The sequence below is a fragment of the Sphingomonas jeddahensis genome (assembly GCF_001981525.1).
GTDB lineage: Bacteria > Pseudomonadota > Alphaproteobacteria > Sphingomonadales > Sphingomonadaceae > Sphingomonas > Sphingomonas jeddahensis.
Genome location: NZ_MPSB01000002.1, coordinates 113,400 through 127,170 on the forward strand (window position 1 = coordinate 113,400; position 13,771 = coordinate 127,170).

The window sequence follows — 13,771 nt, forward strand, 5'->3', positions numbered from 1 at the left end:
GTCTAGACGCGGCCTCCTGGAAAGGCGAGCGTCACCCCGAACCACCAAAGGACGGCGGCATGGAAACGCACCACTATACGCTGGATGTGGAATGGACCGGCAATCGCGGCCAGGGCACGCGCACGATGAGCGGCTATGGCCGCGACCACCGCATCTCTGCGCCGGGGAAGCCGGCAATCGCAGGATCATCCGACCCGAGCTTTCGCGGCGATCCGGCGTGCTGGAACCCGGAGGAACTGTTGCTCGCCTCGCTCTCTGCTTGTCACAAGCTCTGGTATCTCGGGCTGTGCGCAGGTGCCGGCGTGGTGGTCGAAACCTATCGGGATCAGCCCAGGGGCGTGATGGTCGAGGAAGCAAGTGGTGCTGGCCAGTTCACCATCGTGACGCTGCGCCCCACCGTAACGATCGCGCGGGGGTCGGACTTAAAGCTGGCAGAGGCGCTGCACGAACAAGCGCACGCCATGTGCTTCATCGCCCGATCAGTGAGTTTCCCGATCCATCGCGAGACGACCGTGTCGGTAGAACCCTGAATCAAAGATCGACCAAATCCTGCGTTCGTAGCGCCCTTGTCGAAGTACGTGCCAGCAACGCGCGCCAGCTTACCGCCAGCCCCCGCCGAGCGCCTCGAACACATCGACCTGATCGTCCACCAGTTGGACCTCGGCCTGCGTCCGGCGCGCTTCGCTATCCGCCAGCGTTCGCTGCGCATCGAGCAAAGTCAGGAAGTCGCTGCGCCCGAAGCGGAACAGGCGTTCCGCCTGGCTACTTGACCGTGCGGCGCTGTCGCGGGCGCGGGTGAGCGCCGCCACCCGCTCCCGGCCGCGGGCATAATTAGTGAGGGCCGTCTCCGTCTCGCGAAGCGCGGTCAGCACGGTCGCGTCGAACTGCGCCAGATCGGCCTGCACCTGCGCCTCCGCCTGCGCGATCCGAGCGCGCACGATGGGCCGGTTCGGAAAGGACCAACTGATCAGAGGCCCAAGACTGAACCCGAACGACGCGCCCGATCCGAGATTGCCAAGCGGGCCGTCGATCCCGACCGACCCGCCCAGGCTGATCTGCGGGTAAAGATCGGCAACGGCCACCCCGATCCGCGCCGTATCGGCGGCGATCGACCGTTCGGCGGCACGGATGTCGGCGCGGCGGCGGATCAGCGCGGCGCCGTCACCGGTCGGAAGCGGTCTGTTGAGCCGCGGCAAGGTGGCACAGCCGGCGATCTCGCGCGGATAAGCGGCGGGCGCGCGCCCGAGCAGCGCCGCCAATGTGTAAAGCGCGGTGTCGCGCTGCGCCTCGAACGCGGGCAAGGTCGCCTCGCTATTACGCACCGCGGCGTCGGCGCGGCTGACGTCGAACGCCGTGCCTCGACCGCCCTTGGCCAGCCGCTGGGTCGCGTTCAGCGTGTCGCGCTGGAGCGACACGACGCGGCGATTTACTGCCAGACTGTAATTAGCCCCGCACGTTCCCGCGTAAGCGCGCACCACGCCGGCCGCGACCGTGGCGCGCACCGCATCGCGCGCGGCGAGCACCGCCTCGCGATCCGCCTCGCTCGCCTCGATCGCACGCGCGATCTTGCCGCGCACGTCGAGCGGATAGGCGAGCGACAGCGTCAGGCTTTCGTCGACCACGCCGGGTAATCTACCACCAAGCTGCGACGGCCGGTCGAGGCTCGCGCCGCCGCCAATCGTGGTCGACAGCGCACGGCTGCCGCGCACCTCACGCACGACCGCCTCGGCGCGGCGCAGATTGGCGTCAGCGACGCGCAGATCGGCATTGGCCGCCAACGCCGCCGTTACCAACGCATCCAGCCGCGCATCGCCGTAAAGCTGCCACCAGGCATCAGGCGCCTCGCCCGCAGCGAAAGCGTCGGACCGGGCCGCATCGAACCGGCCCTGCGCGGCCGGCGTCGTGGCGACGGCTTGTTCGGGCGGGCGATAGTCAGGGCCGGCAGTGGCGCAGGCCCCGAGGGTCAGGAGCATCGCAAGGGCAAGTATCCGCATCGCTCAGCGCCCTTTCGGCTGGCCCACGGGCTGGGCACTCGCCTGGCCAATCGGCTGAATCGTCACCGTCGCGGTTCGGCCGGCGATCAGCCGCACGTCGGCGGGCACGTGCGTAAGGCGGACACGGACGGGAATGCGCTGCGCCAGACGGACCCACGAGAAGGTGGGATCGACCGTTGGCAACAGATTGTCCGACGTGCTGCGGGTGGCATCGTTGATGCCATAAGCGATGCTTTCGACGCGGCCGTGCAGATCGCGCGCCTCACCCATCAGCCGTATTGCAACCGGCGCGCCGATGCGGATATGCGGCAGCTTGGTTTCCTCGAAATAGCCCTCGACGCGCAGGCTGTCGCTGTCGATCAGCGCCATGGCCTGCTTGCCCGCACCGACATAATCGCCGGGGTGCAGATCGAGGTTGGTGACCACGCCGTTCACCGAAGCGGTGACGTTGGTCCGCTTGAGGTTGAGCGCCGCCGCGTCGCGGCTGCTCAACGCTTCGGACAGTGCCGCCTGCGCGGTGGCGACGCGCGCGACATTTTGTTCGTGCGTCTCCGCCGCGACCAGATCGCCCAGCGCCAGATCGCGCCGCGATTCACGCCGCGCTTGCGCCAGAGTCGCGCGGGCGCTGGCGATCCGTGCGTTCGCCTGCTCCACGGCCAGCGAGTAACGCGGGCGATCGATCACGAACAGCAGGTCGCCCGCCTTTACCTTCTGATTGTCCTGCACCGCCACGCTGGTCACCAGCCCGCCGATGTCGGGCGTCACGCGCACCACATCAGCGCGCACTCGCCCGTCGCGCGTCCACGGATCGCGTTCGTAGCGCTTCCACATCCACACCGCGACGATCAGCGCGAGAATGACGATCACGATGGTGGCGGCGCTGCGCATCACGAGCGCGAGATACTTGTTCATAAGGGGATACCGAAGGTTTGAAGCAGGACGGCGAGGCCGCCAATGACGAGGACGAAGATCGCGAGGTCGACGGCCGCGCGATAGGCAAAGATGCGGTGGAGGCCGAAGGCGTTCATCACGCGCACGATGGCAAAGGTGAGCACCAAGGCGGCGATGCCGAGCAGCAACAGGGTCGGCACGAACACGCCGCCGATTGCGATTTCACCCTTCATGCCGCCAGTGCTCCATAAGGGGTTGCGTCCGGAAACAGGTTGCGGCGCAGGCTGACCAGCCCGATCGCGGCATCGCGCCGCACCCGCGCATTGCCGTCGTGCAGCAACGCCGCCAGCGCCGTGTCGATATCGCCGCGCAGCGCGTCATCGGGTGGCGCGGGAGCATCGGGATCGAGCCGGCGGTAATGATCGCCGACGCCGGCAAGCACGCGCGTCAGCGGTTCGGCATTGCCACCCAGATCGATGCGCAGCCGCCGAAGCTCGGCAATGGCAACGCCGGTCCTCAGATCGCGCAGCGCATCGTACAGCCGCTCGCCTTCGTCCTGTGCGGCCAGCCGCGGCGCCAGCAATCCGATGCGATCCAGCATGCGATTGATCCAGGCGCGCACGTCGGGCTGCCCCGGCTTGTTGGCGCTCTGCGCGATGTCGCGCCAGCCGGCGCGGATCGTCCGCCGCACCGCGCCGCTCGCCCCGGCGGAGCGCAGCACCCGCACCATCGCAATGGCGAACCAGATGCCGGTCACCTGCGCCAGCGCGCCGTTGATGAAGCCGGTGAAATTGTTGACATATTCGGTTTCGAGCAGCGCCGGGCTGCCCAGCCCGAGCAAGGCCGGCAGCGCGATCCCGCCCCATCGCGGCGAGGCGAGCAGCGCGCCGAGCAGCAGCAACGTCGGCGCAAAGGCCGCCGCCAGCATCAGAAAGCCATCCAGCCGCGGCAGGATCGCATAGCCATAGATGGCGCCGATCGCGGTCGCGAAAGCGGTGCCGATCAGGAACCCGCGCAGCGGCCCGACCGGGTTTTCCACCGCCGCGAACAGCGCGAGGAACACCCCGGCCATCATCACCGCTGTCGAACCGTCCGCCCAGCCACTGCCGATCCACAGCGCGCAGCCGACAATCATCGTGATCGCCGCCGACAGCGCCCCGCCGAGCGCCGCGCGCGGATCGCGGTGCAATTCGCGATCGCGCGCGAGTGCCACCAGCTCGCCGACCCGTGGCGTGATCGGCCGTGCGCTGGGGATCGCCATCTGGTCGCGCAGGTCGAACGCGTCGCGGTGCGCCGCCAGCAACGCCGACAGGCGGGTGACGAGGCTCAGCACGATCATCTCGTCCCAGCGCGCCTCGGGGCCAAGCGGCGGCTCCAGCGCCGTGCAACGCGCGATCAACGCCTCCGCCTGCGCGCGCCACCCGGCGCGATCGAGCGCGCTATTGCCGAGCAGCGCCTGCGCATCGTCGAGCAGGTCGCCAACTGGCGCCGGCATCGCCGCGCCCAATTGCAGCACCCGATCCTCAATCGCCGCCGCTAGCGGCAGCAGGATCGACAATTGCTCCTGCAGTGCGCGCACGGTGCGAAGCCGCGGCGCGATCCGGGCCGTTTCAAACGGCAGGTGGACCGACATCTGGTGCAGCTCGGTAACATCCTGGGCCAGCCGGCGGCGTTCGGCGTCTAGCTCCGGGCCGCCTTGGGCCGCGATCGAGTCCCGGGACCAGCGCGCCGCATCGCGCAGGATCGCGTCCACGCGGCTCAGCAGCAGGTCGGTCACCGAATTGGGGAACACGATCCCATGGATCAGGCTGCCGCACGCGATGCCGATCAGGATTTCCTGCACGCGCAGACTGGCGATGGTGAAGATGGCCTCCGGTGTGTCGAGGCTCGGCAGCGCGATTAGGCAGGTACTGTATCCCGCCAGCACGAACATATAGGACCGCGGCGTGCGATCGAGCAGCGAGACATAGACGCACAGCCCCAGCCAGCCGGCGAAGGCGAGCACCAGCAATTCGGGCGTGTTGACCAGCGCCGGCACCATCAGCACCGTGACCGCCGCGCCCACCACCGTGCCGATCACGCGGAACGCCGCTTTGGACAGCACCGCGCCGGCCAGCGGCTGCGCAACAATATAAGCGGTCAGGAAAGCCCAATACGGCCGTTCGAGCCCGATCCGCAGCGCCACCCACAGCGCCAGCATCGCCGCCAGATAGCTCTTGAGAGAGAAGAGCGCGGCACCAAGGCCGAACCGATCGGTCACGCAGCCGGCGCGCCCTTGCCGAGCCGCACGTTCACTCCGGCAAACACACGAAGAATCACGGCAAGGTCCGCGTCAGATGCCTCGCCCAGCAAGTCAGCTCGCAGGCCGGCCAGCCGCTCTTCCGCCGCCTTTGCCAGGGCAGCACCCTCCACGGTCAGGCACATCAGGTTCGACCGCCGATCATTTTCGTCGATGCGCCGCTCGACCAGTCCGTCGGCGACCACCTGAGCGATGGTGCGCGCCAGAGACGGATCGCTGATCCCGATCGCATCGGCGAGTTCAGTTTGACGAACGTTGGGCCCAAGGCGAGCGAGGTGCACCAGGCACCACGCCGCCGCGGACTTGATGCCCAATTCACCCAGCATCGCATCCGCTGCCGCTCGCCACGCCTGCGCCAGCGGGTTCAACATGGTTGCGATGCGCAGCTCGTGCTCGGTTCTCGACATGAGCCGAATAGTTAGCACGCTAACTTAAAGGTTCAAGACACACGTCCGATTTTCCCCCATGCGACCTGTCGCGGGTAGATCGGCGGTCTGGACAGCATACCGGCAGGCGCGACATCGCTAAGAAACAGGAAAAGAAACAATCACGCCGCTACTTCCCTACCCCCGCTAAAGCGCATAACGCGGCGCGACCTCCGGAAAACCGATGCCGATGCCGCGATCAGAAGAGCTTAGCCGCGAGCAACTGCTCGAGCGACAAACGTTCCAGCTTCAACTCCTTGATCGTTTACGCCAGCGGGATGATGCCGCCGGTATTTTGATTGCGGCAACTGAACTGCTCGGCACTCACATGAAGGCCGGCCGCTGCGGCTTCGGAGCGATCAGCGCCGATGGCGCCACTGTGCGCGTGGATGCCGATTGGTCGGGCACGATCCCCAGCCTAGCGGGCGAAGCACGCCTGCTCGACAGCTTCGGCCCCGACGTGATTGCCGAGCTGCGGGCTGGCCGCACATTGGTCGTCAGCGACAGCGCCGTCGATCCCCGCACCGGCGCCCATCTCGCTGGCTGGAACAGCATCGGCGTGCGCGCCCTTGTCGTGGTTCCGCTACTTCGCGACGGCCAGTTCGACGCGATGCTCTACGTTCACGAACCCACGCCGCGCGCTTGGACGGCGATGGACATTTCGCTGGTCGAGGACGTGGCGGTTCGCACGCGCGACGCGGTCGATCGCGCCCGTACGGAGGCGGAACTTCGCGCCAGCGAAGAGCGCTATCGTTCGCTGTTCAACTCGATCGATGCCGGTTTCTGCGTGATCGAGCTCCGCTTTGGCGCGGACGGCAGGGCGGAGGACTATCGCTTCCTGGAAGTGAACGATTCCTTTGAACAATATACCGGCATCGCTGACGCTCCGGGGCGCTGGATGCGCGAGATCGCGCCCGATCACGAACAGCATTGGTTCGACATTTACGGGCGCGTCGCGCGTACGGGGGTGGCCGAGCGGATCGAGCTGCCCGCGTCGGCGCTCGACAGCCGCTGGTACCTGGCCCATGCCTATCGGATCGATCGGCCGGAGCAGCATCATGTCGCCGTCCTGTTTTCGGATCTGACCGAGCGGCGCCGTACCGAACAGGCGCTGGAGCGCAGCCGCGAGGAGCTGGAGGTGGCCGCCGCCGCCGCCGAGCTGGGCCGGTACGATTACCGCCCCCGCGAAGGAACGCTCACCTGGGATGACCGCTGCCGCGCGCTGTTCGGGCTGCCACCCGGAGCGCCGGTCAGCTACGAAGGCACCTATCTCGCCGGGCTTCACCCCGAGGATCGCGAACGTGCTCATAGCGCCGTTCTCGCCGCGCTGGACCCTGTCGGCGCGGGCAAGTTCGAGGTCGAGTATCGAACAGTCGGCATTGAGGATGGCCTGCTGCGCCACGTCAGCGCGCACGGCCTGGCGTTCTTCGAAAACGGCGCTGCAATCCGCCTGATCGGCACGGTTCAGGACGTGACCAAGGATCGCGAGGCCACAGCGGCGCTGCGCGAAGTGAGCGAACGGCTGCGGCTCGCCGGGCGCGCCACCAACGACGCGGTCTGGGACTGGGACTTCCGCACCAACCACGTCACCTGGAACGAGGCGCTTTTTGAGGCCTATGGCCATCCGCTGACCACGGTGGAGCCGACCGGCGAATGGTGGCTCGGCCAGATCCATCCGGAGGACCGCAACCGAATCTTCGCCAGCATTCACCTTGTTATCGATGGCGACGCCACCGACTGGACCGACGAATATCGCTTCCGCAAAGGCGATGGCAGCTACGCCGACGTGTTCGATCGCGGCTATGTCCTCCGCGATGCCGCCGGCACGCCTTTGCGGATGGTCGGGGCTATGCTTGACCTGTCGACGCGCAAAGCAGTGGAACGCCAGCTGGAAACCGAGCGTCAGCGACTGGTGCATGCGGTGGAGGAAACCACCGCCGAGCGAGACCGCGCTGAAGACGCCCTGCGCCAGTCGCAGAAGATGGAAGCGGTCGGCCAGCTGACCGGCGGGCTCGCCCATGATTTCAATAATCTGCTCACCGGCATCTCAGGCGCGCTGGAGATGATGCAGGTCCGCATCGCCCAGGGCCGCGTTACCGAGCTGGAGAAATATTCGGTCGCGGCGCAAGGCGCAGTGCGGCGCGCGGCCGCTCTTACCCACCGGCTGCTCGCCTTCTCGCGTCGCCAGACACTTGATCCGCGGCCCACCGACGTTAACCGCCTGATCTTCGACGTCGAGGAGCTGATCCGCCGAACCGTCGGCCCGCATGTCGAGGTGGAAACCGTTGGCAAGGCAGGGCTTTGGAGCACCCTGGTCGATCCCAACCAGCTTGAAAACGCGATTATCAATCTGTGCATCAACGCACGCGATGCGATGCCGGACGGCGGGCGGATCACGATCGAGACGGCCAACAAGTGGCTCGACGAACGCGCCGCGCGCGAACGCGATCTGGATCCGGGCCAATATGTCTCGATCTGCGTGACTGACACTGGCACCGGCATGGCGCCGGACGTGGTCGGGCGGGCCTTTGATCCGTTCTTCACCACCAAGCCGATGGGCGAAGGCACTGGGCTGGGCCTGTCGATGATCTATGGCTTCGCGCGGCAATCGGGCGGCCAGGTGCGAATCTACACCGAGCTCGGGATGGGCACCACCATGTGCATCTATCTTCCCCGCCACATGGACGAGCCAGACGGCCTGCTGGCCGAAACTCATGCGACGACATCGATGCTCAATCGCGCCGATGAGGCGCAGGCTGGCTGCATTCTGGTTGTCGATGACGAGCCAACCGTGCGCATGCTGGTGGTCGAGGTCGCCGAGGATCTCGGCTATGATGTGCTCGAAGCATTCGATGGGCAAAGCGCGATGCGGGCGCTTCAGGCTAATCCAGGTATCGACCTGCTGATCACCGACGTCGGCTTGCCCGGCGGCATGAACGGGCGGCAGGTCGCCGACGCCGCGCTCAGCTTGAAACCGTCGCTCAAGGTGCTGTTCATCACCGGCTATGCCGAGAATGCGGTAATCGGCAACGCCCAGCTCGCGCCCAACATGGCGCTGGTGACAAAGCCTTTCGCGATGGACGCACTGGCCGCCCGCATACGCGACATCATGGAATAACGCCGACGAATACCAACTAACGACGCCTGTGCGGATCAGAGACGTGCTGGCGACACTCACTTCGTCGTACCGGGCCCGTCCCGGAACCCACAGCGCTGCAAATCTCAACCACTGGATTCTCGAATCGGTGGATCCCGGCACAAGGCCCGGACGACGCAACTTGTCAGTGACCACCTCCTCAGAGGGGCCTCGGCAAGCCGGGAACCGGCAATCAGTCCTTCTTGACGGCAGACAGGTGCTTGCTGAGATGCTTGTTCATCTCGAACATGCTCGCCGACTTCTTGCCAAAGATCTTCTCCAGCTTGTCGTCGGCGTTGATCTGGCGCCGGTCCTTGGCGTCCTGCAGATCGTGCTTCTTGATATATTCCCACACTTTGCTGACGACTTCGCTGCGGGGCAGATCCTTTTTGCCGACGATTTCTGCCAGCTCCTGGGACGGAGTCACCGGTGCCGTGATGCCGCCGCGCGCGCCGGTGGCGGGCTTGCCGGTCGCCTTGACCTTCTTCTCCGCGGCCTTGGTTTCGTCCTTGCCACGCTTTTCCGCCGTTCGCGCCATTGCCTTCTCCTCCTGTGCCGCTTCGCGATCGACCATCGCGCGCCATCTCCTGCTTAAGTGACATCGCCGGGTGAAGTTCCGTCGCAACCGGGATCGCAAGGAACGGGGAAGCGCGCCGCCCGTTCGGTGAGCTTCGCCACTGGGGATCCAAGCACCTGAAATGCGCACTCTTTCCGACGCGGAGATCGCCGCCATGCCCGCGATGAGCGATCTGCCGCCGCCGATGGGCATTGCCGAGACCGGTGCAGCGCTAGCCGAACTCGCCGCGCAGCAGGATGTTGTGGTCGCCTTGGCCGATGAAACGCGCGCCGTGGCGCTCGCCCGCGTGCTCGCCGCGATGTTGCCCAAGGCGGATGTGCTGTTCTGCCCGGGCACGGATGCGCTGCCCGGCGACAATGCGCCGGCCTCCCCCGCCAACGTCGGCCAGCGCGTATCGGCGCTGCGCGCCATCCGGCGCCTGAGCGAGGCCAAGTCCCGCGCGCCGATCGTGCTCGTCACCTCCGGCGAGGCACTTGCGCGCGCCTATCCGCCGCGTGCCGGTTTTGATGCGTCGCCCCCGTCAGTGAAGGTGGGAGAAGAATGCGACCTGTCGCAACTGCACGATACGCTGATCCAACTGGGCTATGTCGCGGACGAGCGCGTCGATGAGCCCGGCGAGATCGCGCTGCGTGGGCAGGTGCTCGACGTCTTCCCTGCCGACATCGACATGCCGCTGCGCATCGAGGCCGCCGACGGGCGGATTACCGGCATTCGCCGCTATGATCCCGCCGATCAGCGCAGCATCGGCGAAGTCGAACAGCACGAACTCGGCCGCGTTGCCGAGCCCCCGCTGGGCGAGGAACGGGTGACTTTGCTCGATCACCTGCCGAACGCGCGAGTGGCGATCACGGCGACAGCGGACGAGCGTCGGCGCCGCCTGCTGCTGCTCAGCGCCGATGCGGCGCGCCGCGGCAGCCGCCGCGCATCGAGCGACATGATCGACGACACCGCCTGGCGAAAGGCGCTGGAGACGCGCGATGTCACGACGCCGGCGCGGGAGGGTGAGCCGCCCGCCCGCTTCATTGAGCAGCGCTCTCCGCTTGCCACCTTCGCCAAGACCGCGCGCGAGGCGCTGGCGGCCGGCGATCGCGTTGTCCTGCTGGGCAGCGCGCGCGACCTGAAATTCCTTACCCGCCGCATCGAGAAACGGTTGGAAACGGAGGCAACAGCAGCGGCCGATTGGGCCGCCGTACGCAAGGCCAGGAAGGGCACGTTGCTCACCCTCGCCGCTCCCGCCGATCGCGGCTTCCGCCGCGATGGCTTACTTGCCGTTGCCGCCGCCGACCTGATCGGCAGCCGCGCCGAACGTGAGGACGGCGCCGCGCACCGCGTCGACCTATCGCTGGTGCAGACCGCAGAGATCCGCGTCGGCGATACGGTGATCCACGAGGATCATGGCATTGGCGTGGTCGCCGGCATCGAAGCCTTGCCCGAAAGCGAAGGGGTCGCCGGCGACACGATCAAGCTTCACTACGCCAAGGAAGCGGTGCGGCTGGTGCCGGTCAGCGAAGCCGACCGCCTGTGGCGCTACGGCGCAGAGGACGATGCCGTCACGCTCGACACGCTCGACGGCAAGAGCTGGCATGCCCGCCGCGGCGAGATCGCCGCAGCCATCGCCGAAACCGCGCGCAGCCTGACCGAACTCGCCGCCGAGCGCGCCGATCGCACCGCCCCCGTGCTCGACCCGCCCGTCGCCGCCTATGAGCGGTTCGCCGCCGGCTTCCCCTTCTCCGAAACCGCCGATCAGCTCACCGCCATCGAAGCGGTGCGCAGTGATCTCGCCTCAGGCAAGCCGATGGACCGGCTGGTGATCGGCGACGTCGGCTTCGGCAAGACGGAGGTCGCGCTGCGCGCCGCCGCCGTCGCCGCGCTCGCGGGCAAGCAGGTCGCGCTCGCCGCCCCTACCACCGTGCTCGCCCGCCAGCATCTCGAAACCTTCAAGGCCCGCTTCGAGGGCACCGACATCGTCGTCGAAGGCCTCTCACGCCTGACCAGCGCCGCCGACAAGAAGCGCGTCAAGGCGGGCCTGGCGGACGGCAGCGTCCACATCGTGATCGGCACCGGCGCGGTCGCCGGCAAGGGCGTCGCCTACAAGGATCTCGCGCTCGTCATCGTCGACGAGGAACAGCGCTTCGGCGCCGCCGACAAGAACAAGCTCCAGGATCTCTCTGCCGGCCACCTCCTGACGCTGTCCGCCACCCCGATCCCGCGCACGCTGCAATCGGCTTTGGTCGGCCTGCGCCAGCTATCGGTGATCGCCACCCCGCCCGCACGGCGCCAGCCGATCCGCACTGCCGTCTCCCCCTTCGCGCCCGAGACGCTGCGCGCCGCGCTGCTGCGCGAACGCGCGCGCGGCGGTCAGAGCTTCGTCGTCGTCCCACGCATTTCGGACATGGCGCCGCTCGCCGAGAAGCTGGCCAAGCTCGTCCCCGAACTCGATCTCCTCCAGGCGCATGGCAAGATGCCCGCCGAGGAGATTGACGACGCCATGGTCCGCTTCGGCCGCGGCGACGGCGACGTGCTGCTCGCCACCAACATCATCGAGGCGGGGCTGGACGTGCCGCGCGCTAATACCATGGCGATCATGCACGCCGACCGTTTCGGCCTGTCCCAGCTGCACCAGCTGCGCGGCCGCGTCGGGCGTGGTCACCGCCGCGGCCAGGTGCTGCTGTTTACCGACGCCAACGATGCGATCGCCCCGCGCACGCTCAAGCGGCTGCGCACGCTGGAGGCGTTCGACCGGCTCGGCGCTGGCTTCGCGATCAGCGCGCGCGATCTCGACATGCGCGGCGCCGGCGATCTGCTTGGCGATACCCAGGCCGGCCATATGCGGCTGATCGGGGTCGAGCTGTATCAGCAGTTGCTGGAAGACGCGCTGCGCACCGCGCGCGGCGAGACGGTGGAGCGCTGGACGCCCGACCTGCGCCTGGGCATCGAAGGCCGCCTCCCCGCCGACTGGATCCCGGAAGAGGACTTACGCATCTCGCTCTACGCCCGCCTCGGCCGCCTGCGCAGCGACGCCGATCTCGATGCGTTCGAGGCAGAGCTGGAGGACCGGTTCGGCGAACTGCCGGGGGAGGCGCAATTGCTGCTCGCCGTCACCAGAGCCCGCGAACGCGCCCGCGCGCTCGACATTGCCCGCATCGACGCCGGCCCCGCCGCCATCGCCCTCACCCCACGCCCCGGCAGCACCGTCGCGCTGGAAGGCCCGGAGGAAAAGGACGGCCGCTTGCTGCTCAAGGAGCCGCTCGAGGATCCCCAAGCCCGGCTGGAGCGCCTCGCGACACTGCTGGGCTGATCTCTAACCTCTCGGTTATACGTCACCCCGGACTTGATCCGGGGTCCCGCTGCCTCGTCACGTATCAGAAGAAGCGGGTCCCCGGCTCAAGGCCGGGGTGACGGTGCGTCGCTAGTGGATCAAGGATTCCCCCTCCCCCCATGCGCACCCACCGCGGTCCCGGTGGAGAAGCTCGCCTCGTCCGACGCCAACGCCACGAACAGCGATCCAAGCTCCGCCGGCTGCCCGGCGCGTCCCAACGGCGTATCCTGCCCGAACTCGCCCATCTTCCCCGGCAACTGCCCGCCCGCCACCTGAAGCGGCGTCCACACCGGCCCCGGCGCCACCGCATTCACGCGGATGCCCTTTTTGGCGAGCTGCTTGGCCATGCCCTTCGTCAGGTTCAGGATCGCCGCCTTGGTGGAGGCATAGTCGATCAATTCCTCACCGGGATCATAGCTGTTCACGGAGATTGTGTTGAGGATCACCGCCCCCGGCGGCAGCGACGGGATCGCCGCCTTGCTGAAACGGAACACGTGATAGACGTTAGTTTCGTAGGTGCGGACGAACTGTTCATCCGTGATCTCCAAAATGTCGGCCCGGCTCTGCTGATAGGCCGCATTGTTGACCAGGATGTCGAGCCCGCCGAGCTGCGCGATCGCCTTCTTCACCGTTTCCTCGCACGCCTTCTGGGTGCGGATGTCGGCGGGCAGCAGCACCGCCTTGCGCCCGGCCTGTTCGATCAGCTGCTTCACCTCGCGCGCGTCGGGCTCTTCGCTGGGATGATAATTGATCGCGACGTCCGCGCCCTCGCGCGCAAAGGCGATCGCCGCCGCGCGCCCGATCCCGCTGTCGCCGCCGGTGATCAGCGCGCGGCGCCCGGTCAGCTTGCCCGATCCGCGATAGCTCGTCTCGCCATGGTCCGGGCGCGGGTTCATCTTGCTCGCCAGCGCCGGCCAGGGCTGGCGCTGCTCCGGAAACGGCTCGCGGCGATATTTGGTGCGCGGATCGCGCAGCACGGGTCGCTCGCCCGCACCGCCTTGCGCCCCCGCCGGTGTCGCCGCCGCGGCCAGGCCCAGCGCAGCACCACCCAGCACGCCCCGGCGAGAGGCCTCGAAATCGCTCATCGCTTCGTCTCCGCTAATCTCGACCGACAACGGCCCGACGCGGCG

At 67.5% G+C, this 13,771-nt stretch carries 10 protein-coding genes; 3 read left to right on the plus strand and 7 right to left on the minus strand.

Annotated features, from left to right (window positions below; genetic code table 11):
• Positions 1-59: 59 nt before the first annotated feature.
• Positions 60-530, plus strand: a complete 471-nt coding sequence (locus SPHI_RS02565; protein WP_076743342.1) for an OsmC family protein — start codon at positions 60-62, stop codon at positions 528-530.
• A gap of 69 nt (positions 531-599) precedes the next feature.
• Here the strand turns inward: SPHI_RS02565 and SPHI_RS02570 are convergent, their stop codons facing one another.
• From SPHI_RS02570 to SPHI_RS02590, 5 genes are read right to left on the minus strand one after another with little or no spacing between them, the layout of a single operon-like run.
• Positions 600-1,994 carry an efflux transporter outer membrane subunit gene (locus SPHI_RS02570; protein ID WP_076743343.1) on the minus strand — a complete coding sequence of 465 codons (1,395 nt, stop codon included), beginning with the start codon at positions 1,992-1,994 and terminating at the stop codon, positions 600-602.
• Between the two features lie 3 nt (positions 1,995-1,997).
• Positions 1,998-2,906: an efflux RND transporter periplasmic adaptor subunit gene (locus SPHI_RS02575; protein WP_076743344.1), complete on the minus strand. Its 909-nt coding sequence runs from the start codon at positions 2,904-2,906 to the stop codon at positions 1,998-2,000.
• On the minus strand, positions 2,903-3,118 hold the full coding sequence (locus tag SPHI_RS02580; protein WP_076743345.1) for a DUF1656 domain-containing protein: 216 nt from the start codon (positions 3,116-3,118) through the stop codon (positions 2,903-2,905). Before SPHI_RS02580 ends, SPHI_RS02575 begins: the two co-directional genes overlap by 4 nt.
• Positions 3,115-5,145, minus strand: coding sequence for an FUSC family protein (locus SPHI_RS02585; RefSeq protein WP_076743346.1), 2,031 nt, complete (start codon positions 5,143-5,145; stop codon positions 3,115-3,117). The genes SPHI_RS02580 and SPHI_RS02585 overlap by 4 nt, the downstream gene beginning before the upstream one ends.
• Entirely contained in the window at positions 5,142-5,591 is a 450-nt protein-coding gene (locus SPHI_RS02590; RefSeq protein ID WP_076743347.1) for a MarR family winged helix-turn-helix transcriptional regulator, read from the minus strand. The genes SPHI_RS02585 and SPHI_RS02590 overlap by 4 nt, the downstream gene beginning before the upstream one ends.
• Before the next feature lie 208 nt (positions 5,592-5,799).
• On the opposite strand from SPHI_RS02590, the gene SPHI_RS02595 reads away from it, so the two are divergent.
• Positions 5,800-8,727: a PAS domain-containing protein gene (locus SPHI_RS02595; RefSeq protein ID WP_076743575.1), complete on the plus strand. Its 2,928-nt coding sequence runs from the start codon at positions 5,800-5,802 to the stop codon at positions 8,725-8,727.
• A 211-nt stretch (positions 8,728-8,938) separates the two neighbouring features.
• Here the strand turns inward: SPHI_RS02595 and SPHI_RS15470 are convergent, their stop codons facing one another.
• On the minus strand, positions 8,939-9,319 hold the full coding sequence (locus SPHI_RS15470) for an SWIB/MDM2 domain-containing protein (RefSeq protein ID WP_408640468.1): 381 nt from the start codon (positions 9,317-9,319) through the stop codon (positions 8,939-8,941).
• 124 nt (positions 9,320-9,443) lie between these two features.
• On the opposite strand from SPHI_RS15470, the gene SPHI_RS15385 reads away from it, so the two are divergent.
• Entirely contained in the window at positions 9,444-12,620 is a 3,177-nt protein-coding gene (locus SPHI_RS15385) for a helicase-related protein (protein WP_083719659.1), read from the plus strand.
• A gap of 119 nt (positions 12,621-12,739) precedes the next feature.
• Here the strand turns inward: SPHI_RS15385 and SPHI_RS02610 are convergent, their stop codons facing one another.
• On the minus strand, positions 12,740-13,726 hold the full coding sequence (locus SPHI_RS02610) for an SDR family oxidoreductase (RefSeq protein ID WP_076743348.1): 987 nt from the start codon (positions 13,724-13,726) through the stop codon (positions 12,740-12,742).
• Positions 13,727-13,771 lie beyond the last annotated feature (45 nt).